25 protein-coding genes and 1 pseudogene are annotated in these 24,226 nt (G+C 43.3%); 15 read left to right on the top strand and 11 right to left on the bottom strand.

Annotated features, from left to right (window positions below; translation table 11 throughout):
* Positions 1-25: 25 nt before the first annotated feature.
* The 3 genes from KIT51_10985 (at position 26) to KIT51_10975 (ending at position 2,390) form a co-directional block, all read left to right on the top strand.
* Complete coding sequence (locus KIT51_10985) at positions 26-1,156, top strand: AraC family transcriptional regulator (protein ID UYN85413.1); 1,131 nt, start codon at positions 26-28, stop codon at positions 1,154-1,156.
* A gap of 71 nt (positions 1,157-1,227) precedes the next feature.
* A complete protein-coding gene (locus KIT51_10980) occupies positions 1,228-1,641 on the top strand; it encodes a DUF2141 domain-containing protein (protein ID UYN85412.1) in 414 nt (137 codons plus the stop codon).
* A complete protein-coding gene (locus KIT51_10975) occupies positions 1,638-2,390 on the top strand; it encodes a hypothetical protein (protein UYN85411.1) in 753 nt (250 codons plus the stop codon). The genes KIT51_10980 and KIT51_10975 overlap by 4 nt, the downstream gene beginning before the upstream one ends.
* Here KIT51_10975 and KIT51_10970 read toward each other — a convergent pair.
* From KIT51_10970 to KIT51_10960, 3 genes are all read right to left on the bottom strand, one after another.
* Positions 2,382-2,996, bottom strand: coding sequence for a hypothetical protein (locus KIT51_10970; GenBank protein ID UYN85410.1), 615 nt, complete (start codon positions 2,994-2,996; stop codon positions 2,382-2,384). The two genes, KIT51_10975 and KIT51_10970, sit on opposite strands and share 9 nt — an antisense overlap.
* A 101-nt stretch (positions 2,997-3,097) precedes the next feature.
* Positions 3,098-5,011: a hypothetical protein gene (locus KIT51_10965; GenBank protein ID UYN85409.1), complete on the bottom strand. Its 1,914-nt coding sequence runs from the start codon at positions 5,009-5,011 to the stop codon at positions 3,098-3,100.
* Between the two features lie 54 nt (positions 5,012-5,065).
* Positions 5,066-7,369: an RNA-binding transcriptional accessory protein gene (locus KIT51_10960; GenBank protein ID UYN85408.1), complete on the bottom strand. Its 2,304-nt coding sequence runs from the start codon at positions 7,367-7,369 to the stop codon at positions 5,066-5,068.
* A gap of 239 nt (positions 7,370-7,608) precedes the next feature.
* Here KIT51_10960 and KIT51_10955 point away from each other — a divergent pair, with 239 nt between their 5' ends.
* Positions 7,609-8,313, top strand: coding sequence for an aquaporin family protein (locus KIT51_10955; protein UYN85407.1), 705 nt, complete (start codon positions 7,609-7,611; stop codon positions 8,311-8,313).
* 77 nt (positions 8,314-8,390) lie between these two features.
* Here KIT51_10955 and KIT51_10950 read toward each other — a convergent pair whose 3' ends face one another.
* Positions 8,391-8,702, bottom strand: a complete 312-nt coding sequence (locus KIT51_10950; GenBank protein ID UYN85406.1) for a hypothetical protein — start codon at positions 8,700-8,702, stop codon at positions 8,391-8,393.
* Positions 8,703-8,759: 57 nt separating this feature from the next.
* On the opposite strand from KIT51_10950, the gene KIT51_10945 reads away from it, so the two are divergent.
* The 3 genes and pseudogenes from KIT51_10945 (at position 8,760) to KIT51_10935 (ending at position 10,987) form a co-directional block, all read left to right on the top strand.
* Positions 8,760-9,338 (top strand): Crp/Fnr family transcriptional regulator, encoded by a 579-nt coding sequence (locus KIT51_10945; GenBank protein ID UYN85405.1) that lies wholly within the window; start codon positions 8,760-8,762, stop codon positions 9,336-9,338.
* Between the two features lie 54 nt (positions 9,339-9,392).
* A pseudogene (locus KIT51_10940) lies at positions 9,393-10,215 on the top strand (SDR family NAD(P)-dependent oxidoreductase).
* A gap of 4 nt (positions 10,216-10,219) precedes the next feature.
* Positions 10,220-10,987, top strand: a complete 768-nt coding sequence (locus tag KIT51_10935; GenBank protein UYN85404.1) for a hypothetical protein — start codon at positions 10,220-10,222, stop codon at positions 10,985-10,987.
* Between the two features lie 14 nt (positions 10,988-11,001).
* Here the strand turns inward: KIT51_10935 and KIT51_10930 are convergent, their stop codons facing one another.
* Positions 11,002-12,084 carry a serine hydrolase gene (locus tag KIT51_10930; protein ID UYN85403.1) on the bottom strand — a complete coding sequence of 361 codons (1,083 nt, stop codon included), beginning with the start codon at positions 12,082-12,084 and terminating at the stop codon, positions 11,002-11,004.
* A 38-nt stretch (positions 12,085-12,122) separates the two neighbouring features.
* Between KIT51_10930 and KIT51_10925 the strand changes: the two genes are divergently transcribed.
* The 6 genes from KIT51_10925 (at position 12,123) to KIT51_10900 (ending at position 16,914) form a co-directional block, all read left to right on the top strand.
* Positions 12,123-12,416, top strand: a complete 294-nt coding sequence (locus tag KIT51_10925) for a hypothetical protein (GenBank protein ID UYN85402.1) — start codon at positions 12,123-12,125, stop codon at positions 12,414-12,416.
* A 29-nt stretch (positions 12,417-12,445) separates the two neighbouring features.
* Positions 12,446-12,697, top strand: coding sequence for a hypothetical protein (locus tag KIT51_10920; protein ID UYN88563.1), 252 nt, complete (start codon positions 12,446-12,448; stop codon positions 12,695-12,697).
* A gap of 62 nt (positions 12,698-12,759) precedes the next feature.
* Positions 12,760-14,394 carry a glycerol-3-phosphate dehydrogenase/oxidase gene (locus KIT51_10915; GenBank protein UYN85401.1) on the top strand — a complete coding sequence of 545 codons (1,635 nt, stop codon included), beginning with the start codon at positions 12,760-12,762 and terminating at the stop codon, positions 14,392-14,394.
* On the top strand, positions 14,394-15,878 hold the full coding sequence (gene glpK / locus KIT51_10910) for a glycerol kinase GlpK (GenBank protein ID UYN85400.1): 1,485 nt from the start codon (positions 14,394-14,396) through the stop codon (positions 15,876-15,878). The genes KIT51_10915 and glpK overlap by 1 nt, the downstream gene beginning before the upstream one ends.
* A 42-nt stretch (positions 15,879-15,920) precedes the next feature.
* Positions 15,921-16,493: a hypothetical protein gene (locus KIT51_10905; GenBank protein ID UYN85399.1), complete on the top strand. Its 573-nt coding sequence runs from the start codon at positions 15,921-15,923 to the stop codon at positions 16,491-16,493.
* 16 nt (positions 16,494-16,509) lie between these two features.
* Positions 16,510-16,914 carry a DUF4345 domain-containing protein gene (locus KIT51_10900; GenBank protein UYN85398.1) on the top strand — a complete coding sequence of 135 codons (405 nt, stop codon included), beginning with the start codon at positions 16,510-16,512 and terminating at the stop codon, positions 16,912-16,914.
* A gap of 10 nt (positions 16,915-16,924) precedes the next feature.
* Here KIT51_10900 and KIT51_10895 read toward each other — a convergent pair whose 3' ends face one another.
* The 5 genes from KIT51_10895 to KIT51_10875 all read right to left on the bottom strand — a co-directional run bounded on the left by KIT51_10895 (position 16,925) and on the right by KIT51_10875 (position 21,349).
* Complete coding sequence (locus tag KIT51_10895) at positions 16,925-17,299, bottom strand: DUF2200 domain-containing protein (protein ID UYN85397.1); 375 nt, start codon at positions 17,297-17,299, stop codon at positions 16,925-16,927.
* A gap of 57 nt (positions 17,300-17,356) precedes the next feature.
* Positions 17,357-17,770 carry a hypothetical protein gene (locus KIT51_10890; GenBank protein ID UYN85396.1) on the bottom strand — a complete coding sequence of 138 codons (414 nt, stop codon included), beginning with the start codon at positions 17,768-17,770 and terminating at the stop codon, positions 17,357-17,359.
* 64 nt (positions 17,771-17,834) lie between these two features.
* Entirely contained in the window at positions 17,835-19,079 is a 1,245-nt protein-coding gene (locus KIT51_10885) for a glycosyltransferase family 1 protein (protein ID UYN85395.1), read from the bottom strand.
* Between the two features lie 176 nt (positions 19,080-19,255).
* Positions 19,256-20,806, bottom strand: a complete 1,551-nt coding sequence (locus tag KIT51_10880; protein ID UYN85394.1) for a SulP family inorganic anion transporter — start codon at positions 20,804-20,806, stop codon at positions 19,256-19,258.
* 168 nt (positions 20,807-20,974) lie between these two features.
* On the bottom strand, positions 20,975-21,349 hold the full coding sequence (locus KIT51_10875; protein ID UYN88562.1) for a transposase: 375 nt from the start codon (positions 21,347-21,349) through the stop codon (positions 20,975-20,977).
* A 294-nt stretch (positions 21,350-21,643) separates the two neighbouring features.
* Here KIT51_10875 and KIT51_10870 point away from each other — a divergent pair, with 294 nt between their 5' ends.
* Entirely contained in the window at positions 21,644-22,222 is a 579-nt protein-coding gene (locus KIT51_10870) for a hypothetical protein (protein UYN85393.1), read from the top strand.
* A gap of 45 nt (positions 22,223-22,267) precedes the next feature.
* Positions 22,268-23,401 carry a hypothetical protein gene (locus KIT51_10865; GenBank protein UYN85392.1) on the top strand — a complete coding sequence of 378 codons (1,134 nt, stop codon included), beginning with the start codon at positions 22,268-22,270 and terminating at the stop codon, positions 23,399-23,401.
* A gap of 1 nt (position 23,402) precedes the next feature.
* On the opposite strand, the gene KIT51_10860 is transcribed toward KIT51_10865, so the two are convergent.
* Positions 23,403-24,224 carry a ThuA domain-containing protein gene (locus KIT51_10860; protein ID UYN85391.1) on the bottom strand — a complete coding sequence of 274 codons (822 nt, stop codon included), beginning with the start codon at positions 24,222-24,224 and terminating at the stop codon, positions 23,403-23,405.
* Positions 24,225-24,226 lie beyond the last annotated feature (2 nt).

Below are 24,226 nucleotides of genomic sequence, written 5' to 3'. Positions count from 1 at the left end.
TTGATCTGAACCTGCATGTTCAGTAATGCTTCTTATACCCTTCATCTCCATTGCCGGAATTGCCATTGCGCTGTTTACCTGTAGCCTTATTGCCACACGAGGCACTATCCGTCTTGCTGATGGATTATTGATTTCATGGCTCCTGGCACTTGCACTAAACCAAACTTATTTTCTGCTAACCGGAATTGAATTTGCTGATATCGTAACCCTACCGGCACATTGGCATTTATTCGGTATTTCAACTGTTCTGCTGCATTCGCCCTTGCTTTTTTTGTTCGCAAAGCATGCCTTTTCATCAAACTTGGGGCTCAGGGAAATAATTCATGCATTGCCGTTCGCTCTTTTTATGATTGGCTTTAGCATACTGGTAAGCAAACATCCCGATAAAGTTATCTTTCGGTATGGTCTTATCGGGTTTAAGGAAAACCTGATTCCGTTCACATACTATGGACTTTATATCGCTTTTATTTCGGGACTTTACACAGTTGCGGCTTTTTTTACCATCCGAAAGCACAAACAGCATTTAAGTCAAACACAATCCAGCGAAATAAGAAACGTACTTAACTGGCTGCAATATTGGATTGTAGCTGCGATGATCTTTTTTGTTGCGACTTTTATTATCGTGGAGGTATCAGTTTCCGGCCAACAATTCGATTCCCGGTTTACATTCCAGGTGGTGAGCGTTTTTATCACGTTTTATATCGTTTATGTTAGCTTTTGGGGAATACGTAAAACAGATGCGTTCCGGAATTTAGCACCAATCGAGCTGAATGTTTCGGTAACGATCGTTGAAAATAATAATGATGCGGATGAGCTTTTGCAGGTTTTGCAGGAAAAAATCGAACGAGGTCAGCACTACCTTGATCCTGATCTTTCTTTAATCAGGCTGGCTGAAATCATTAAAACTCCGCCCGGTAAGCTATCCAATGCTATCAATAATCGTTTGGGTAAAAACTTTTATGACTTTGTAAATGAATATCGGGTAAAGGAATTTTTAAAACGGCTTTCTGAAAAGCAATATACCCACCTCTCACTGCTTGGTTTGGCCTTCGAATGTGGATTCCGGTCCAAATCAACTTTCAACGCCTTTTTCAAGAAGCAAACCGGCCAAACACCCTCAGCATACAAGAAAACCTTGGAAAAGAAGTCCGGTTAAATTTCTGCGGACGCGCAGACTTTCGGTTGGAAATACTTTTGGCTCATGGATTCCAAAAATCTGTTTGAGCTATGATACGACAAATTTTACTCGCTGTTGCCTGCGTTTCATTTACGATGCTGTGGGCGCAAGACACTACCCTTAAAATAGTTGTACAAAAAGTTCAGCCCGGGCAAGGACGCATTCGAATATGTCTATTCGATAATGAGAAGGACTTTTTAAACCGTGCCAGGCAATGTATTGATGTTGATGCTACCGGTGAAACTTCTGTTCAAACTACTTTTCAACAGGTAGAGAATGGCACTTATGCTGTAGTTGTTTACCAGGATATGAACAGTAATGGTAAACTCGACAGAAACTGGATGGGGTTACCTGCAGAGCCGTATGGTTTTTCCAATAATCCATCAACGCTATTCGGGCCACCGTCATTTAGTAAAGCGTCCTTTTCGCTCACAAAGTCAACCTCCATAATCATTCTCTTATGAAGGCATTTATTCGGTTGTTGTATCACCAAAGCGGGGTTCTTTATTATACCGGACTTATACATTTTGTTCTCGCTGTCGTTTTCCTGCTGTTGATGGGTATAGATTCCCGTACTGTTCAATTGGAGAGCGTTTGGCTTAAGCCATTTCGGTTTGCTGTTTCCATCGGTTTATTCACGTGGACATTCGCCTGGTTTACAGGCTTTGTTCAAAAATATACCTGTACAATCAGAATACTTAATGGGATGATAGCTACATGCATGTTTATTGAAATTATATTGATCAGTATGCAATCAGTTAGGGGAGTAGATTCCCATTTCAATGTGAGCACATCCTTTGATGCAACTGTTTTCTCCATTATGGGCGGTGTTATAGGATTTAATGCCATTGTTGTAACCATTTGGTTTATAGTTTACAGCTTTCTCGAGAAAGGCGGAGAGGGATACCGTTCATCTGTTATTTGGGGATTGTTGCTCTTTCTGTTGGGCAACTTTTCGGGATACTTGCTTACCCGGTATGGTTGGCCATCAACTGAAGCAGAAACAATCCAGAACATGCCGCTTACGGATTGGAAAATGAACCTTAAAGATCTCCGTATATCCCATGCTTTAGGCTTGCACGCGATACAGGTACTGCCACTATGCCGATATGTTATTGGTAGGTTGCTATGGAATAGGGTGATGGTGCATTTCGTGGGGGTTACTTATGGAATTGTTTATGTAGTGGCTGTGATCTATGGCTTCCTATGGTGAAGTCTTAGATTTTTTCGTATTCAAAAGTATGCCAATTCCGATTCCAACACGCAGGCCAGCCCATTGGGCCGTCAGGTCTTTACCCTCGGGTGTAGTTAATGCAGCATCTTTTTCGGTTTTCAATTGTCCGTTGCCTTGAAAGTCGTAGCCAAGATTTGCCTGAGTCACAAAATTATCGAACTTCCGTTGGATCATTAACCCAGGCCGAAACCCAAAGTTTACTGACCTGAGAGAAATTTGTTCAGTTGCTTGAGTTGTTCCGATCACCAATTCTGTTCGTATTGTTTCCTTAGAAAAAATTGCTGAAAAATGTGAGGTTATAAAGAAAGGCCACATGTTGGAAGTATTCACTTGCCATTGATAAAAAACACCAGTTTGCACGCATTTCAAAAGTTGGTCCATTCGTGCATAGCCCGAATAATCCTTGTAATGAAGTGTACCGCCTGTTGATGTATAATCAAGCCATAAACCCACGGCTGATTGATCGAAGGCTTTGAAAGCGACTTCGCCACCAAAAGTAAGATATGCAGGAAAGGTATGAACAGGCTTTAGTGGTATATCAGTGCTTTGCATAAATCCTTCCTGAAATTCTCTCTGCGTTTTCATCCTAAAAGTTCCAACACCTACCCGAAACAGCAGGCTAGTGTTCTGGGGCATTGCCAGCACAGGGGTAAATATGAAAATGAAAAAGAAAAAGAAATACTTGCTCATTGTATTGGTTCAATAAATCCTCTTCCGGTTAAGTGATAGTTATTCGCATAAGCATGCCCATGTGTGGTATACGACATGGCTTTTTCTGTACCTAACAGTTGAAAATTACTTATAGTGTATAGCCTGATGATCGAAAAAGCATTTTCCATATATCGTGTATACAAGATTTGTGTAGCAGGATCATAACGCAATTCCCAAAGCATTTCATCGCCCAGCCACATTGGTGTAGTGAATGATCTGATTTTAGTGAAGGTACCCTCTGGGTCAGTTGGTGGGGCGTTAAGGTCAAAAATACTAAAGCCGTATTGTGAATAGGATTCATATGGCTCTAATGCAGTTGCACTGATCAGTTCGGTAGTATTCCTTCTGAAGAATTTTCTACCACTTTCGATGTTGCCTAATAAATTGAACTCATCCCCCGAACGAATATATACCTTACCGTTTGGGCTGCCGGGCTGGTCATAAACCAGATATTCGCTGTTGCTGGAAACAACCGGAGGCCTTACAATGTTAAAGTAAATGAACTTTGCTGAAGACCACCGCATCACATCAGCATTGATGTCATACACCATTCCCCATTTGTCGTTAAGCTTGGTTAGTGTTAGCGTAAGAAGACCAGTGTTTGAAAGATTTCCCAACACAATATTGTTGACGTTGTTCGTATTGCCGGTTGCCGGTATGGACGCATTGTAAATGTTATAGCTTGCACGATGGCTGAAATTCAATGGATCGAAGCTAATTATGTCAGCAGTACCAGCCACAATCATCGCTTTCGATTCATCTTCATTCACAACCAGCGAAGATAAATTACCCAACCCCATTTGAAGTGCTGTAAGGCTGTCTTCTAAAATCAAAGCCGGGAGACTATAGCGGTAGACAGCACCTGAAGATTGAATCAAAAGTTTATTATGCTGTGGAAGCATAGCAAAATTATTGAACGCTTTGAGGTTTGGAACTGAGTTCACCCCTTTGATGACTGTATTGGCCTGTAAAGGGTAACCTGCTCGACTGGTTTCAATAAAATAATTTCGGTCTTCAGCTAAGGCCAGTGTATCAATTACCAATTGCCCCATTTGCTGCAATGGAAAAGTAATCGGTTCCCCACCGGACTGAATAACAATCGAAGTATTATTTGTATTGATTTTGGAGTGAGTCCATGATAACGTAACTACACGGTTAGCATCATAGTTTACTGTAAAATCTACGGGAGGTTGATCAAATAAATCAACAGACCCAATCTCATGTTGATAAAATCCGTAACCTGTTACCACAATCTTATATGTAATATCACCGCCTACATAGCCAAAATCTACAAGGTGATCTTGTTGTGTATTGATAATCAATGTATCCTTTAATTGATAGTAGGGTTTATATATGCGTTTGATTTCATAATAGAAGTTTTTCTTTGCAGGAGCATTCCAGCGCAGTGTCAGGTAACCATTTTCATAGGCAAGTCTTGGCGGACTGCTGAGTGTTGGTGGGGTACGATCGGTAATAACCGCAAAACTCTTTTCAATCAGATAATACTCAGCCCCCAACTTTTCTGCCAGGCTTCCGGTTTCAGTAGCTACCCTTATGCGAATATCTACACGGTGGTATCCATCCGGATAGGTGTTCGGAAACAAATGAAAGGAAATGACATTTTCACCGTTCTCTGATGCAGTAACCGGGTAATCATTAAACGTAACCTCATAGCCAATAATCCGCTGTGAGACACCTTTTAACGTAAACTGAAACTGTGTAGGCCTAATCAAATAATAAGGGTCAGTAAATTCGGGATGATTTACTTCAATGATGTAACTAAGCGGACCCGGTGGCTGTATTGGGTTGATATATTCATTGTGTGGAGTAAACGTACATCCGCCACTGAACAAGATAAAAACAGAAACTAACGATGCGTAGCGTCTCAAACAAAACATTTATTTAGAACTTGAAATATAAATATTTAGTTTGAGATAAATCTACTACCGCTTAAACTTCTCCTTCAGTAAGGCCAGTTTTTCTTCCATGCTCAACTCGGGTTGTTTAGGCTTGTGTTGGGGTTTTTCTTTAGGTTTTGACGATGACAGTTTACCTGGGCTGGCCTTTTTACTGGGAGCAGGTTGCTGGGGCAGTTCAGCAAACGGATCACTTTTTATAGATAATCCAATGCGTTTGCGGGCAACATCAACTTCTACTACCGTTACGTTAACCTTCTGTTGCACGGCAACCACTTCTTTCGGGTCTTTAATGAACCTGTCGCCTAAATGGCTGATGTGTACCAAACCATCCTGGTGAACGCCTATATCGACAAACGCGCCAAAGTTGGTTACGTTGGTCACAATGCCGGGTAGTTTCATACCCACCTTTAAATCGGCTATTGTATTCACACCTTCTGTAAAACTGAATACTTCGAAAACCTTTCGTGGATCACGACCGGGTTTTTCCAGTTCGGTAACAATGTCGGTAAGGGTGGGCAAACCTGTTTTTTCGGTGATGTAATTTTTCAGATCAAGCCTCCTGCGCAATTCCACGCTGCTCATCAAATCTTTTACGGTACAGTTCAGGTCTTTTGCCATCTGGTTCACGATCGGATAGCTCTCAGGGTGCACAGCACTGGCATCCAACGGATTTTCAGCTTCACGTATGCGCAGAAAACCTGCTGCTTGTTCAAATACTTTCTCTCCAAAGCGAGTTACTTTCGTCAACTCTTCACGACTTTTAAACGGTCCGTTTTGATTGCGGTATTCAACGATGTTACGCGCCAGGGCAGGGGTTAATCCGGAAACATAGGAGAGTAGTTCCTTGCTTGCAGTATTTACTTCAACCCCAACGGAGTTCACACAACTGATCACCACATCATCCAGGCCTTGCTTGAGTTTAGTTTGATCTACATCATGCTGGTATTGGCCCACACCAATGGATTTGGCATCAATCTTTACCAGTTCGGCCAACGGATCCACTAATCTACGGCCAATGGAAACGGCTCCGCGCACGGTTACATCCTTATCCGGAAATTCTTCACGCGCAATATCGGAAGCGGAGTAAACAGAAGCACCACTTTCATTTACCATCATAATAATGATGTTATGCGGTAAGCCAATCTTCTTTACAAATGTTTCTGTCTCACGGCTGGCCGTGCCATTACCGATGGCTATCGCTTCAATTTGATATTGTTCGCAAAGGTTTTCAATCAAGGCAGCTGATTTCGCTGTTTCCCGTTGTGGTTCATGGGGATAGATCACATCGTGATGAACCAGTTTTCCTTGCTTATCCAAACACACCACTTTACAACCACTGCGAAAACCAGGATCAAGCGCCAGCACATTTTTTTGCCCGAGGGGGGCAGCTAACAATAACTCTTTCAGGTTGGTAGCAAATACTTTTATGGCTTCTTCATCGGCCTTCATCTTCGACTCCATGCGGATTTCGGTTTCCAGCGATGGGCGTAACAGCCTTTTGTAGCTATCGTGAACGGCTAACTTTACCTGTTCTGCGGCAGCGTTGACACTTTTTATAAACTGTTGCTCCAACAGGGCAATGGCCGATTCTTCCGGAGGGAATATATCCAGTGTAAGAACACCTTCTTTCTCGCCCCTGCGCAGCGCCAACAACCGGTGTGAGGGGGCTTTTGATATAGGCTCACTCCATTCGAAGTAATCTTTAAACTTCTGGCCTTCTGTTTCCTTGTTCTTAACAACTTTTGAGGTTACTGTACCTTCTTTCCAAAAGAGTTCGCGCAGGTTCTTTCGTGTTTCGGTGTTTTCGCTTACCCACTCGGCTATAATGTCGCGCGCACCGGCCAGCGCTTCCTCCACATCAGCCACACCTTTACCGGTATCAATGAACGATTGAGCAAAGGTTTCAAGGTCAAACTTTTCCTGGTCAAATAGTTTCACCGCCAGTGGTTCAAGACCTTTTTCTTTGGCTACGCTGGCACGTGTTTTACGCTTGGGCCTGAAGGGCAGGTAAATATCCTCAACTTCTGCCAGTGTTTTTACCTTGGCCAAAAGGGCCAGTAGTTCAGGAGTAAGAAAACCCTGTTTCTCAATAGAGGTAATCACGGCCTCCCTGCGCTTGTCCAGTTCCTGAAGCTGTTCCAGCCGATCACGAACGGTGGCGATACTCACTTCGTCCATGCTACCGGTCATTTCCTTGCGGTAGCGCGAAATGAAGGGGATGGTAGCGCCTTCGGCCAGTAATTCGGCCACAGCACGTACATTTTTTACGGGTTGGTTTAGTTCCTCAGCAATCAGGTCGGTATAGCGGACCAGCGTTTCTTGTTCCATTATCTTTTAAAGCAGGTGGCAAAAATAGGATAAGGTTCTTAACCCGCAAGGAGATTTCACTAACAGATTTTGGTGCACTTTATGAACTCATTTGTGACCTATGTGGAATCTTTTTCACGCAAAGGTCGCCAAGCAAATGCGCAAAGAAATCGCAAAGAGTAACAAGTGGATTTTCAGATATATTCTTCTATCCAAATTTATATTATGTTAGCCCTAGCATTTATAAAACCTGATCTTCTATGTCTCCCTATCTCGCTGAATTTTTGGGCACATTAACACTCATCTTGTTAGGTGATGGTGTGGTTGCCTCTGTTGTGTTGAAACAAACCAAATCGGAAAATGCCGGCTGGCTTACGGTCGTCATTGGCTGGGGGCTTGCTGTTACACTGGCCATTTATGCGGTGGGTCAGATCAGCGGTGCGCACATCAATCCCGCAGTAACCCTGGCGCTGGCATATTCAGGAAGTTTTTCGTGGGATCTTGTTCCCGGATATTGTCTCGCCCAACTTGCGGGCGCATTTACCGGTGCTATACTGGTTTGGCTGCATTACCTCCCGCATTGGTCGGCTACCGATGATCCTGCCGGAAAGCTCGCAATCTTTTCTACGGGTCCTGCCATTCGTTCAACCTTCAGCAACTTGATCAGTGAAATCATTGGAACGGCCGTATTGATTTTGGGATTGCTAACTATAGGTGCAAATAAATTCACCGAAGGGTTAAACCCGCTGGTGGTTGGCTTATTGATTATTTCAATTGGACTATCCCTGGGTGGCACCACAGGTTTTGCGATAAATCCGGCACGGGATCTTGGTCCGCGCCTGGCTCATTTCCTTTTGCCTATCAATGGCAAGGGTTCTTCCGATTGGAGCTATGCGTGGATACCGGTAGCGGGGCCTGTTTTCGGTGGTTTGTTGGGGGCGTGGCTGTATCAGGTGCTTTTTTAAATACACTATCAAATACAAACTCTATGTAAGTTTAGGAGGCACTTGATTGTCAGGTTGAGCTTGTAGAAACCTGACTTCTAATCCTTTTTCTTCTTCGATTTGTTTAGCTGAAGTGTGGTATTGCCTCCGGAAACCCGACCATCTTTGTCATACACGTAGTCAGACTTTACTTTCTTCTCTTCGGGTGCCGATCCGGTTTCGATTTTGTAGGAATTTTGTTTTGCGTTCATTCGCAGGGGTGAGGAGTTGGCTATTCGGGTTGAATCGGCTTTCCATCGCGCAATGGAATCGATCCGGTGCAGCGAATCACGTTTAGGTTTTTCTTCCGATTGACCAAAGGCTACGAGCGTGGTTAAGGTAAGGGAAAGGGTTAAAAAAAAGGCTTTCATTTTCTGGAAGAGTAAGTTAATCGTTAACAATACTAAGCACTAAATGTTTTGTTAAGTATGGAAAAAATCAAATCTGTTATCAGCAACCTGGTTTCAGTAACGGAAAATGAATTCAGTAAGTTGCTATCTGACTGCCCTGTAATGAATTTTAAACGTAATGAGATAGTAAGCTACCCGGGAGAAATCCCTCAGGCAGTGTTTTTTATTAATAAGGGAATAATCAGAGTAACGGTAACCGACAACGAGGGTAATGAACATACGATTCACTTTGCACTTGAAAATCAATTTATAGCCGATTACTCCAGTTTCATATTAAAGCAACCTGCATTGTATGCATTACAGGCCTTAGAAGATACTGAAGTGGTGGTTATGTCCCGGAAGGCTATTGAATGGGGCTACAACAACATGCGTGAGGGTGACCGGCTCGGGCGTTTGATAGCCGAATTTTATTTCCTTTACCAGGACAATCGGATAAAAAACCTTTACGCAAGAACACCCAGGGAGCGTTACGATTCTATTGCTGAAGTTTTTCCCAACATCCACAACCGGGTACCTCAACATATGATTGCTTCCTACCTGGGCATTACACCGGTGCATTTAAGCCGGTTAAAAAAATCAGATCTTTTGAAATCATAACATTTGTTATCGTTCCATAAGTCAATGCCTCCGTTGTTTTGTAGTAAAAACGCTATGAAACTATCATCTGAAGAAAAGTTGCGCTTAAAAACTTCCTATGGTCCGTGGGCTTTAATAACCGGGGCATCCTCGGGTATAGGTCTTGAACTGGCCACGCAATTGGCCGGGTCGGGGCTGAACATTATGCTCCATGGACGCAGGGCATTGGCATTACAAAAGATTGCGCAAGAACTGAAAGAACGCTATGCCGTACAAACCGAAAATTGTTTCGGTCGATTTAGCGACTGATGATGGGGTGCAGGAATTGCTGCAGGCGACAGGAAAAAGACCAATTGGATTGGTAGTTGCATCGGCCGGTTTTGGTACCTCAGGTTTATTTTACAAGGCTAACCTGGACGATGAGGTAAACATGCTTCGCGTCAATTGTGAAGCAATGATGTTGTTGGTCCATTATTTCAGTAATCAATTTATAAAACAAAAGCGTGGTGGTTTTATTCTATTAAGTTCTATGGTTGGTTTTCAGGGAGTACCTTTTGCGGCCCATTATGCTGCTACCAAAGCGTACGTGCAATCGCTTGGTGAAGCCCTGGCGGTTGAACTTAAGCCTTATGGTGTTGATGTATTGACCGCGGCACCGGGCCCGGTATCCAGTGGTTTTGAAGCACGTGCCAACATGAAGATGAACATGGCCATGCAACCTGAGCAAGTTGCTATTCCGATGCTGAAAGCATTAGGTAGAAAATCTATGATCCTTCCCGGATTCTTAACCAAATTTTTGGTGGGCTCGCTGCGTACTGTGCCGCGCTGGGCCAAGGTAAGGATTATGCAAAAGGTGATGGGCGGAATGACGGCTCATCAACGTACTGAAATCGGGTAAGGGTATGAAAGAATTTTTATTCCTGTTGAAAGAGCGCAATGAAGTGCTCTACTATTTTGGTTTGATCTGCCTGATTGCTGCTGCGGGTTGCCTGGTTCTGACCAAAGTATCAACGCTGCAGGTGTTGGGTACAAGTGCCTGGCTTAAGCCTTTAAAATTTTTTCTGTCCTCTGCAGTTTTTGTATGGTCCATGGGTTGGTATCTTCATTACCTGGGGCAGTCGCCTGGCATTCAATGGTATTCCTGGGGCATGGTGGTTCTCTTGGGGCTTGAAAATTTGTACATCCTCCTTCAGGCATATCGTGGAATAACCTCTCATTTTAATGTAAGCACACCGGCATTTGCATCCCTTTGGGGTTTAATGGCTGTTGCAGCCGTGGGTATTTCCTTATGGACTGCACTAATAAGCGCTCGTTTTTTTACCGATGCATTTCCAGCGTTACCGGTTGCCTACTTATGGGGAATACGACTTGGTCTGGTTGTTTTTGTAATCTTCAGCCTTCAAGGTTTAACCATGGGTGCCCGTATGGCGCATAGTGTTGGAGGGCCCGATGGCCGCCCGGGTTTACCCTTGGTGAACTGGAGTACATTGCATGGCGATTTGAGAGTGGCTCATTTTATGGGCATGCATGCCTTGCAGGTTTTACCGTTATTAGGATTTTTTGTGCTCCGTAAGTCACCATTAATCCTGTTGGCAGGATTACTTTATATGGGCATTACTGTTGGGGTATTTATTCAGGCTATGCTGGGTAAACCGCTTGTGAAGTTTTAATGAATCGTTATTGGCTATAAATACTCCGACAATTGTTCAAACACATTCGGCCATGAAATGTTGCCCTCGCGCCTGCCAAGCCGGACCATAATCAGGTTTTTCGTTGGGTGAACATAGATGTATTGGCCATGCAACCCATTGGCATAAAATCCATTTTTACTTAACCACCATTGGTATTTATAGTACTTCACACCGCCCGTTTCTGTTGTGGCCGTGGTGGATGCCTCCACCCACGATTGGGGTAAAAGTTGGGCCCCGTTCCAATTGCCTTTGTTCAGGTACAACCTCCCGAATTTCGCGAAGTCACGTGCTTTGGCGTTGATGCAACAAAAAGTTTTTTCCAGTCCGTTGTTCTTTTTATCGATGCTCCAGCTTGCATCATACTCCATATCGAGGTGCCCCCAGATTTTTTCATTCATGTAATCGGTAACAGGTTTGTTGGTTGCGCGCTCAACAATTAGTCCGAGTAATTGAGTGTTGACACTTCGGTAGGCAAATTTTGTTCCGGGTGGGTAATCTGTTTTTAAATGCTTCAGGTAGTTTCTTAGTGTTTTGCCGTAGTATAATTTGGCGGCCTGCCCAAATGGGTTATAGTAGCTTTCGCTGGCTTTAATCCCGCTGGTCATTTGCAACAGGTGGCTGATGGTGATGGCCTCAAAACCCTTTTTATTTTTTAATTCAGGAATGTAATTGGTAATGGGTTCGTCCACGCTTTTAATGTAGCCATCGGCCAATGCTGCGCCAATCAGTGCTGATGTATACGATTTAGCCATTGAAAACGAAGCTACGGTTGAACTTTCTTTATAGCCTTGGTAATACCGTTCCAGAAGCAACGAATCGTTTCGGATGATCAGGAATGCTACAGAATTATTGGCGATGGCTATGCTATCAATCCGGTGAACGCGGGCTTTGCCCACCATTTCGGTTTGAGGGGTTTCAACAAAACGAAACGGCTCAATGGCCTTGGGCAATGGCCGTGATGGAAATATTTTGTGGTCGGTTATATCCGAGAAATTGTAGAGGACAAACCGCCCTACCAGGCACGATGGAAGGATCAGCAAGGACACGAAAAGAAAGGAATAGATAGTTTTTTTCATAGCTTATGGATAGACGTAATAACCTGTGAAAAGTTATCATGTTTTATTTTTTTGGCTGTAATAATGCTTTGGCTCATGTTACTCATTCAAAAAGTCAGTTTATGAGTATTAAAAATCATTCTCCTAAACCCAAGAGCACCCACTTAATGGCAACGCTGATTGGAATTGTTGCCGGTTTTATATGCCTGGGTGCACTTTATGCCGGCTATACCGGAGAAATGCCAGCAGAATTTTTGGTTCTGCTGACAATGATAACCGTTTCCATAAGCCTTTTGCTGTTACCAACCCGTCCTTCTGGAATTAAGCAATCTTTAAAAAATCAAAACCGATGACAACAATACAGACAACTCCTAAAAAAGCCATGCGCGATTGGTCAGGCCCCTTTAACCGGGTACTTTATTTTTCATTTGTGTGCCTGGCCATCTACTTTCTTTCCGTAAGCCGTGATGTGGGTTCAGCTATGAGTAACCTTGGACTGGCACTCATCTTCGATCCTTTCAAACAGGAAGTCTCGTGGAACAAACGTCCGACTTATCAGAAAGTATGGTTGCTTACACATGTTACGGTAGTGTTTCTTCTGTTGGGTATCATCCTTGTAAAAAAATTCATGTAACACCGGAAGACACCGTCATTTAACTTCCTTCGTTCTGCAATTCTTTGTAGTTTGGGAAGACTATGAACGTGTTTATGCGCCAGTCCCATCTTCAGTCCATTCAGCTGGAAAAATTTGATTTATTGATTATTGGTGGCGGTATTACGGGGGCAGGTATAGCATTGGATGCTGCTTCGCGCGGATTAAAAACAGCCCTCATCGAAAAAAATGATTTTGCTTACGGTACAAGTTCACGTTCTACCAAACTTATCCATGGCGGGCTGCGCTATTTAAAGCAACTTGAATTTGGTTTGGTTAAGGAAGTGGGCAGTGAACGTGCCATCGTGCACAAGCTTGCCCCGCATTTGGTAATAGCCGAAAAAATGCTCCTACCCTTAAAGAAGGGAAGGGGATTTGGCACGTTGCTTACTTCGTTCGGTTTAAAACTTTATGATTGGCTGGCCGGAGTAAATGAAATTGACCAGCGTAAGATGCTTACCCGGCATCAGACGCTTCATCATGAACCGCTGTTGAAACCCGATGATGTTAAAGGTGGCGGTTTGTATGCCGAATACCGTACCGATGATGCACGCCTTACCCTCGAAATAATGAAAACGGCTGCCGCACATGGCGCATGCGTGGTCAATTATGTTCAGGCTACCGATTTTAGTTACGAAGGTGGCGCGGTGTGCGCTGTGAAAGCTACTGATGTGCTAACACAACAAACCATCACCATCAGCGCCACTACTATTGTAAATGCCGCAGGACCGTGGGTAGATGAATTACGCGTACTGGACAAATCGAAAAAGGGAAAACAACTGCACCTCACCAAAGGTGTTCATATTGTGGTTGATCGTAAAAAATTTCCGGTGCGCCAGGCTATTTATTTCGATGTGCCCGATGGGAGAATGATTTTTGCCATACCCAGAGGAAGAACCACCTACATTGGCACAACAGATACAGATTATCATCAGGCGATTGATGAGGTAAAAACAACAGTGGAAGATGCCCGGTACCTGATTGAGGCTGTGAACGATTCCTTCCCGGAAGTTAACCTTCAGCTTGCTGATGTAGAATCGAGTTGGGCAGGGTTGCGGCCACTGATCCATGAAGAAGGAAAATCAGCCTCCCAACTTTCGCGAAAAGATGAAATCTTTCAATCACCCTCCGGATTGATTTCCATAGCCGGTGGTAAACTAACCGGTTATCGTAAAATGGCCGAACGGGTGGTTGATATGGTCATCAGCGAATCGTTCGAGGGCCGCGATTTAAAATCCTGTTATACCGATAAGATCAGTCTGTGTAATGAAGCTTTCAGTAACGCTGATGATGTGCGTGCCTATAAAAAAGCTGTAGCGTCAAACCTTACGCCTTTTGGTTTGGAGCGCTATGCCGATTATCTGGTTGAAACTTACGGCAGGCAAACGGATGATATACTGTTTGGACTCGAAAAATTTTCGGGTAATGATACGGGCATAAACCTGGCCCGGTCAGAACTCTTTTTCACACTTGAAAACGAAATGGTTCAAACCCTCCTTGATTTTTTTATTCGCAGAACAGGCATGTTATTTTTTGAAATGCCCCGTCTTAAGCTGGTGATGAATACCATTCTTGTTGACTTCAAAGAATATTTCAGTTGGAATGATGAGCAATACAATCAGGAATTGGCTAAGTTGGAACACGCAATTCAGGAGGCACAACTAATTACCTATGACTAATGACTAAACACATCATCGCCCTAGACCAGGGAACCACCAGTTCACGCGCTGTACTTTTTAATGAGCAGGGAGAAATAAAAGGTGTCGCTCAAAAAGAATTCAGACAAATATTTCCACAGGCCGGCTGGGTGGAACACGATCCTATGGAAATTTTAAGTTCACAATTAGGGGTACTGGATTCCTTAATCCGCCAGCATAAGGTTGATGTGGCTTCTATTCAAGCCATCGGCATTACCAACCAGCGCGAAACAACAGTAGTATGGAATAAAGCTACCGGTGAGCCTATTTATAACGCTATTGTGTGGCAGGATAAACGAACCGCTTCTATTTGTGAAGATTTAAAAGAAAGGGGACTCACAGCCTACGTTCGCGAAAACACCGGGCTGGTTATCGATTCTTATTTTTCAGGAACAAAGATTAAATGGATATTAGATAACGTAAAAGGAGCGAGGGAACAGGCCAATAGGGGAGAACTAGCTTTTGGTACTATTGATACGTGGCTGATCTGGAATATGACTAACCGAAAAGTACACGCTACGGATGTTACCAATGCATCGCGAACCCTCCTGTTTAATATCCGAACACTACAATGGGACGAGCGCTTGCTTCACGAACTAACAATTCCTGAAAACATGCTGCCCTCCGTCCATCCATCAGCGCATAATTTTGGTTATATTCAATTAAACGACACCTACATTCCTATTTGTGGTGTTGCAGGTGATCAGCAAGCTGCTTTATTCGGGCAGGCGTGTTTTGAACCGGGCATGGCAAAAAATACCTATGGCACAGGTTGCTTTATGCTGATGAACACCGGCACTAAAATTCAGCAATCAAAAAATGGATTGATCACCACCATTGCGTGGCGACTGGGCGATAAGGTTGAATATGCGCTGGAGGGAAGTGTATTCATTGCCGGTGCAGCCGTGCAATGGCTGCGCGACAGTTTGGGCATAATAGACGAATCAAAAGACTCGGAATATTTTGCAGCGAAAGCATTGGGGTCAAGCGAAGTGTATGTTGTTCCTGCCTTTGCCGGATTAGGTGCACCGTATTGGGATATGTATGCACGGGGTGCTATTTTTGGTTTAACGCGCGATACCGGTAAAGATCACATTATCAAGGCTACGCTTGAGTCATTGGCGTACCAGACCAAAGATGTGCTGAATGCCATGGAAGAAGATGCCGGATTGAAACTTGCGAAACTCAAAGTGGATGGTGGAGCCTGCGCGAATAACATTCTCATGCAGTTTCAGGCCGATATACTGGGAACCGAAGTGGAGCGTCCCGAAGTGATTGAGTCTACCGCCATGGGTGCAGCCTTTTTAGCCGGCATATACGTGGGGTTATGGAAGAAAGAGGATATTATTGCGAACCGAAGGATTAACAAAACATTTAAAGCTTCAATGGATGCCTCTACACGTGATCGGCTTTATAGCGGCTGGAAGAAGGCCGTGGAGCGGTCCAGGGGGTGGATTGATCCTTAGGTAACTAAATTATTGTACATTCGATTTTACAAATCAACCATTATGAAGTTTACGCTTTTCCTGTTCACGGCTTTTGTTTTTCCATTTCTGCTTTTCGCCCAGGCCGATGTATATAAAATTGTGGCCAACGAAACCTGCGCGTGTTTGCAGCAGAAAGATATTTCAAAACTGAAGAACCGCACAGAAGTAGAAATGGCCATGGGCTTTTGCATGTTGGAAAGTGCCGGCCGTCAAAACCTGGATATCGATTTTTCCGACCAGGAGGCCATGCGAAAATTCGGGGAGAAGGTGGGCGTGCAGATGGCATTGATTTGCCCGGAAGTGTTCTCTTCTTTTTTTAATAAGGATGAAAGCGAGGAGCCGGCACTGCTTTCAGGCCAGGTTAAATCGGTTGATGTTGGGGAATTTGTTTACCTCAATTTCAAAGAAGATGGGGGCAAAGAACACCGGTTGATCTGGACACGGTATTTCCCCGGCTCCGATGATTTTATGGACAACCCCAAAAAACTGGTGGGCAAAAAAGTAAATGTTGCTTTTGCGGGGGCCGAGTTTTACTCGCCAAAGTCAAAAGCCTACTTTATTGCCAAGGAGATAACCGAGCTTCACGTACGCTGATTAAATTTCTATTGGAATGAATAATACCGCACCACATCCTTTATCCGTTCGCCAACACGTGGTTAGGATTTGCTTGTTTCTTGTTGCCGCTATTGCCCTTACAGGCGGGGCGTTGCAATTTTACCTGGGCCAACCCGATACTTCGCCCAGGTTAGATAACATTCATAGGTTTATGGCCGGTATTTACTTTTCGTGTGGGGTAATTGCACTTTGGGCTGCGGTAACCGTGCGCCAGCAGGGCACACTTATTTACCTGATTGCCCTTGCCATATTTATGGGTGGCGCAGGGCGTTTAGTGTCCATGGGCATGGTGGGGATCCCGGAGCCGCAATGGCTGTGGTTAGCTTATCTTTTTCCCGAGCTGCTGGTCCCCATTGTTATGGTAAGTGCGCATCGGCCTGCCGGTTACAAAATGCATTAATGGACTTAGTTCAAGTCACTTTTGGTGTGCGTAAAATCTTTTCCATGGCCCTGCCTTTTGCCAGTTCATCCACCAGCTTATCTAAATACCTGACTTGCCGCGTTACCGGATTTTTTATTTCCTCTATCCGGTAACCGCAAATTACACCGGTTATCTGGTTAGCGGCCGGGTTTAACCTGGCCTGCCTGAAAAATTCTTCAAACGTTACATTTTCCTGAATCAGTTGCCTGGTTTTATGTTCATCGAAACCGGTAAGCCAGGTAATTACGTTTTGCAATTCTTCTTTTGTTCTTCCTTTGCGCTCAACTTTTGCAACGTAATGCGGGTATACCGAAGCAAAGGTAAGGGTGGCTATGCGTTTATCATGCTCGGGTGTGGTGTTCATGCCATTCTGGTTTAGATAAAGGTTAGCTTGTACAGGCAGGCAGCATGTGCCATACGCTTATTTTCTTCCAGTTATTGTTGGGGGCGATTGAAATAGCCTTTTAAAATACGGGTGCCTGAATACGATCAGCAAGATAGCCGTATAGGTCACTAATTCTGCGGTCATGGCATAATACCTGGTGGGGCTTGTCATAAATCCTAAAGTTTCAATAACGCAGATTGTGAAAAGCATCGTGTATGCCGCCAGCAGAAACGATGGGGTTTTGCTCCAGGCTGTAAAATAGCCAATCAGGAATCCTGTTGAGGCAATTATTACAGAGCCCCAATGAATGGGTAATAACCACTTCGGAAAGTCATGATTTGTATAGGGAGGCCAGGGTACTTGCGGAGAAAGTAATTCTACCATGCCACCGGTAGCCCATAGCAGCAGAAAAATATGGATGAGTACTAAAAGATATCCAAGGTATTGCATGACTGTTGTATTATAATTTGAAGTAGTTTAGCACTCAACTGTCATAGTAGCACTTCACCCGCCATTATGCCAAACTGCTGTTAGCTGTGGTTTTTTCTATTTCGTAAATCGTTTTTTGAAGGCCGTTTTCGTTGCTAATTAAACTTTGTATATGTTTTGCATTGGTATAAAGTTGTTCGTTTGTCAATAGTTCGTTTATGCTTTGCAAAAATATCTTTTCTGTCATTTTACTAATGGGTGTCGGTTTAACTGCAAGTCCTTTTTTGTAAGCGTGATTTCCCCAAAACTTTTGGTCGCCAATAGGATAAAGTATTGGGCAAATTAGAAAAGGCTTTCCTGCTCTCAAACATTCTGCTGTTGTCCCTATGCCACCGTGATGAATAATTGCTTTTGTCAAAGGGAATAGTTTTTCGTAAGGTGCTGAAAAAATAACTTTAATATTTGGGTTGTTTTCAAGCCTCTCGGTTTGGTCAAGTCCCCAACCTTTCACTACAACTATTCTTGTGTCAAATTGTTCTGTTAGCTTAACAATGGCTGTCTGTAAATCAAATTTGCTCTTAAACGGCATACTCCCAAATGTCAATAGCAATGGTGGTTCTCCTGTATTGATGAAGTCTTTAAGGTCTGTTGTCAATTCAGTAGATGAAGTCCCAAACCAAAATCCTGTAAATTTTGAATGAGTTGGAAAGTCTTGTGGAACTGATAAAAAATGAGAACTTATTCCGTAAATATTCTTCACTGTCGGAAGTAAAAACTTTTTAGGTAAATCAAACTTTGCTCTAAATTGTTCGATTGGCTTTGATAATAGTTTAATGCTCAGATTTGAAAACTTGTAAGTCAGTTTGTTCAGAAAACTTGGTATTGGCAAGCCACTAAATACAGGATTTGCAAATTCACTTGTCAGCTCAACGATAGGTAAAACATTAGCTCTAATCATTTTGTGAGGAAATTGGTCAGCAAAACTGTCCGCCAATGTCTTTACGTGATAGAGGACGATGTCGCTATCCTTTGCTAATTTGTAAAACTCTGTCAACGAGTTTGCAATTAAAGGATAAACCCAGGTGTTTAGATTTCTTTTCACTGCAAAAGGATTTCCTTTCATCATCTTTTTCCCTTCGTCCGAGTTTAAGATTTCTTGAAAATCCGCTTCTACTGGGACAAAGTCAATGTCGTAAGAATTTACAAGTTGTTTAAAGTTTTTTGCTGTGGATAAAGTTACTTGATGTCCACGTTGTATGAGAGCTTGTCCCAAGACCGCATATGGTTGAACATCTCCACGAGTTCCAAGTGTCAATATGGCTATCTTCATTCTGTTACAGTCGTCTTTTTAAGATTGCCTACAACGTTTCGGGGTTTGCGATGGCGGGGAGTTTTAGCACTAAACTTTGTTCGGAGAGCTGAACTTCCACCTTGCACAAATGTGTCTGCGAAGCACGAAACCCCCGCTATCGCAAACCCCTTGTTATCTGCTACCTTTCCCATCTGTCAATGCACTGCTGTTATGTTTACCTTTTCAATTCCTTTCAAGTGAAGTTCAATATGTCTGTCGTGTGCTTTGTTGTGAAACTCACTTATGATTTCTAAAATGTCGTAGTCAATGAAATTACACTCGCTGCCGTCAATTGTAAGCACACTGTATTCGGGTATTTCGTCTAATGCTTTACGCAACTTTACTTTATTTAAGAAAGTAACATTGCTATTGAGTTTGATGTAATAAGTTTCTATACCTTCATGTATTGACTTGGTGAATTTATATTCAGCTTTGAAATTGTTTTGAACGATAAAGTAAATAGAAACTAAAAGTCCGATACTTACCCCAATTAATAAATCAGTTGAAAGAATTACAAGTATGGTAATGAGAAACGGAAGAAATTGTTTCCACCCTAAGCTCCACATATTCCGAAGCAGTTTCGGTTTGGTAAGGTTATAACCTGTAACAAGCAGAATGGCTGCAAGCGAAGCGTAAGGAATTTTGTTTAGCAGAAATGGAACAAGCAACACTGCAAGCAAAAGAAACAGTCCGTGAGTGAAGGCGGAAAGTTTTGTTCTGGCTCCAGCGTCCACATTTGCAGCACCCCTCACTACAACGGCTGTCAGCGGTATTGCTCCTAAAAGTCCACAAATCATGTTTCCAATTCCTTGTGCAATGAGTTCACGATTAACGGGAGTGATGCGATTGACTTTATCTAGTTTGTCAATTGCCTCAATGCAAAGCAGCGTTTCTAAAGTTGCAAGAAGCCCGATGATGATTCCGTCTTTCCAAATCTCTGCTGTGGAAAACAGCTTTGAGAAGTCAGGGAAAGTTATGCTTGCAAAAATGTTGGAAGGAATATTTACTAATTGAGTTTGCTTGAGTGAAAAATCAGAAGCTGCGTTTGTGAAAAGAATGTTTGTGATGATGCCAACAATAACAACTAAAAGCGGTGCAGGAATTACTTTCAATCTTTTCGTAAAAGCTTGTTGAAGTATAACAAGAATGATTAAAGAAACAATAGTGATTAAAATTGCTCCTCTCGTTATGTGATGATTGAAGTTGTCAAAGCTGCCAAGAAAGTTGTCAGGAGAAAACAATTTTAGAAAACCACTTGTCCAAAAGTCGGGTTGGTCGTAACCCAATGCTAACGGAATTTGTTTTGAAATTAGAATGATGCCGATTGCTGCTAACATACCTTTTATAACTGATGAAGGAAAATAGTTTGCGATTGCCCCAAGTTTTAAAAGTCCAAGAGTAAGTTGAAATAAACCTGCAACCATAACAGCAAGAAGAAAAATTTTGTAGTCGCCTAGCGAAATGATTGAAGCAGCAACCAAAGTTGTCAAGCCCGCGGCAGGTCCCGAAACTGCAAGCGGTGAACCGCTAATAAGTGCAACTACAAGCCCGCCAATGATGCCCGATAAAAGTCCTGCATAAAGTGGTGCTCCTGAAGCCAAAGCTATACCCAAACAAAGAGGAAGTGCAACAAGGAAAACCGAAAGTCCGGCAGGTAAATCGTGTTTGAGCCAAATTATACGATAATATTTGATTGTTCTTTTCATGTAATTAGTTGTCTGAAAAATGTTCGTTCAAAGGTAGAATGTTTCAAGTTAGCAGTGTCCCCAAAGGTTGCCGTTAACGTTTTGCCGCTTTGCGAAGGCGAGGATTTTTAGACACTGCCCAATTAACTGTGTAAGTGCTGGTAACGACTAAGCAACTGCGTAAAGGTTTTATATTTTGCATCTACCTTCGAAGATAGTTAAAAATTGATTTACGATTATTGGCCAGTTCCTCACGGGCAATGTCCATTTTTTGGTGATCTCCCGTAAAGCCAGGTACACCGCTTTCATTACAGCCTGGTCGTCAGGGAACGAAAGTTTGTTGTTGGTATACTTGCGGATTTTTCCGTTGAGGTTTTCGATAATGTTCGTAGTATAAATCAGTGTTCGGATTTCGATCGGATAATCGAAGAAGTGCGTGAGGTTATCCCAATTTGTTTTCCACGATTTGATGGCATGCGGATATTTTTTGCCCCATGTTACCTCAAGCTGCCCCAAAGCCTGTGCAGCCAGCTCTTTGTTAGGCGCGCCATAAACATTTCTCAAATCAGCTACAAATTGCTTCTTGTCTTTCCAGACTACATAGCGAAGCGCAAATAACCACTTTTAAAATTGCTACTATCAGCTTTAGCTTTAATAATGTTCTTCGCCAACAAGGCCGGGAGAATGGTATATCCGGTCATGAATTGTCCTTATATGCTAAAAAAGCAATTTCTAATTCTGTAAAATACTTTGCCCTTAACCGTCTTGGAAATTGGCTACAGCAACCGAAACATGAAAGAAAATTTTATTTATTTTGTTGCTGTACCCGGTTATCTGTGCAAATAATCTTACATTAAAATGCTGAAAATAGTAACATCGAATTTAATATTATGTCTTGCCACTTGCATCCTCCTGTCGTGCCAACCCAAACGGGGTCCGGAGGAAACATCTGTTGATGTTGATAAACTTGAGTTGACCGGTAAAATACTTATTTACGGGCCTGATGTGGACGCTACCACCTGCGAGGTTTTCGGGCAGTGCGATTGCTGTGCAGGACATTATGTGTTTATCAATGAAAGCGAATTTATCGCTATTGATTATTGCGAGGCGGATCAAACTTACCGGATGGGAACTTATAAAACCAACAATAATATAGTTAGCCTGCACGTTAAGGAGTTGGTTGTAGACCGCACGGCCAATTGGCCTGCAGAAGGTGATGAGTCCGGTATGGAAGAGATGAGCTATACACTAACCGAACGAAAAGTTGACCCTATTACCATTACATTAACGCTTCAGCAATGCGAAAAAAATATTTTGTTCGAGGTTGATTCGCAGGAAACACCCTTTGCGGCAGTTGATAAGAATACCCTGTTTTCGGATGTTGTTGACCGAATGAAACAACACGGTGTTTGGCCTTTGCTTGGCTTAAAGGAATAGGTCCGCAGATAATTACCCAAAATTTTACTTTTTCTATTTTCAGGCATGAAACGCGTTCAGGTATTTATAGGTGCATTTTTAGTGTTGGTTCATTTCAGTAGGGCGCAAAGCTTTGACGAGTTTATTTTTCGCAACCGCTACATTACCTGCATGGATGTAACCTATAATGCGGCCAGCATTATTGCCTCGCTTAGCCAAGCCCAACGGTACGATAGTCTGTACAGCTTTTTAACCTATTGGGAAAATAAGTGCGGAAAGGTGGAGCCTGTTTACAGGCTGCAACTGATCCTGGACATTAAAACCGGCAGGTTCAACCCCGACCAGGTTACCCGTGAGATGCTGGTTTATATGATGGAATATCGAAACGTTGTTGACGATCGGTTTAGTTTATTCTATCGCGATCGTGAACCTTATATCGACTATCAGCAAAGCATCAGCAACATTAATTTAGAAATCAAACGGTTGGCGCAATCGGTTTCCTTTTCAGGCTCAACCGATGAAGCTTTGATTGTACAGTTCTATTCCATGGAAAAAGCTGATTTTTCGGCTGTAAAAAATACACCTGTTGGCGAAAGTAACCTGAGACGGGTATATGATGAGTACAAGGCCGAAACCGAGCGGATTACCGAAGGGCATTTAGCCCTTATTGTGGGGCATTACAAACCTTATGGAAAAATCGGTCTGTTTGGTTCACATCCTTCCATTGGAATGGTTTATGGATTTCGCAAAATGCAGCATTCGGTTGATCTTGTCCTTGATTTTCGAATCGGCCCCTCGAAAGAAAACTATACAGTTTATTACCAGGGCCAGTTTATCACCGACAATACCTGGACAGGGGTGTTTGCAGGTGTTGAGTACACCTACGATTTCATCCGCCACAAAAAACTTCGGATTGGTTTATCGCCCGGTGTTGCTTACGAAGGGATAACCGCCCTTACAACTGACAACGATTATGGTGAAGACTCCAAAATACTACCAAGCCTGAACATTAACGGAGGGCTTGTGGTGAAACAACAATTAAAACGCAATGGCTACCTCGGCCTGCACGTTCGTTACAACCATGTTGACCACAAGAATGTTGGCGGTACAGAGCTGAATGGCAATTATTTAAACGTGCGGTTTATCCTCGGTAATTTTTTCAATTATGCGCGCGACAGCCGCATGCGCTTATTGGAATAAGTTATTTACCGTATACAGGCGATAACCATTTTTCAGGAGCATCATACTTACTGGCGCTGGCCCATTGAATACCCCGCTTTAGCAACGTTACGGCATCGGGTTGGGCGGTAATGTGTGCCAGGTTATGGCCTAATGAAGTATAGAAAATCCTGCCCTTGCCATACATTTTCTTCCACGCTACCGGCATTACGCTGCCATCAATCCACGGGTCATGTTCTCCGGTAAAGCGTGTGGTGGCCAAAACTTTTACGTTTGGGTCAACATGCATAAAGTATTGTTCGCTGGTCATGTTAAAGTCGCGAAGGCCCTGGGTTAATGCATCGCTCTTGTCGGTGATGTTCACACGATAATCAATAACACCACCCGGGTGCGAAACCCATTGGCCGCCTGTCATATACTGGTACTCGGTATTGTTCCGGAATGCATCGCACAAGCCACCATGCCAGCCGGCTATGCCGGTGCCGTTCACCTTTATGGCTTCAAGCAAGCCGGCTTCCTGTTCTTTATTGATTTGTGACATGGTAAAAATCTGAACCACCAGGTCGATGGTGTCTATTATTTTTTTGTTGGTGTACACATCCAGCGTATGGTGCAACAACACGTCAGCGCCTTCTTCTTTCATCCACGGTACCAGGTAGTCTACAAATTTTTGCGGTTCATGTCCGTCCCATCCGCCATGCGTGAACAAAACCTTTCTTCCGCGCAGTGCTGGAAGTGGTGGAGCAGGAGTTACGTGCTGGCGAAATCCAATGAGCGGAAAGGTTGAAGCCATACCGGCTGCCACCAATAGTTTTGACAGGAAAGATCTTCGGGTGCGGTTCATGT

The organism is Cyclobacteriaceae bacterium (assembly GCA_025808415.1).
In the GTDB taxonomy this organism is placed as follows: Bacteria; Bacteroidota; Bacteroidia; order Cytophagales; family Cyclobacteriaceae; genus UBA2336.
Note: the sequence above shows the minus strand (reverse complement) of the source record. Positions and strands in the feature narration are given on the sequence as shown.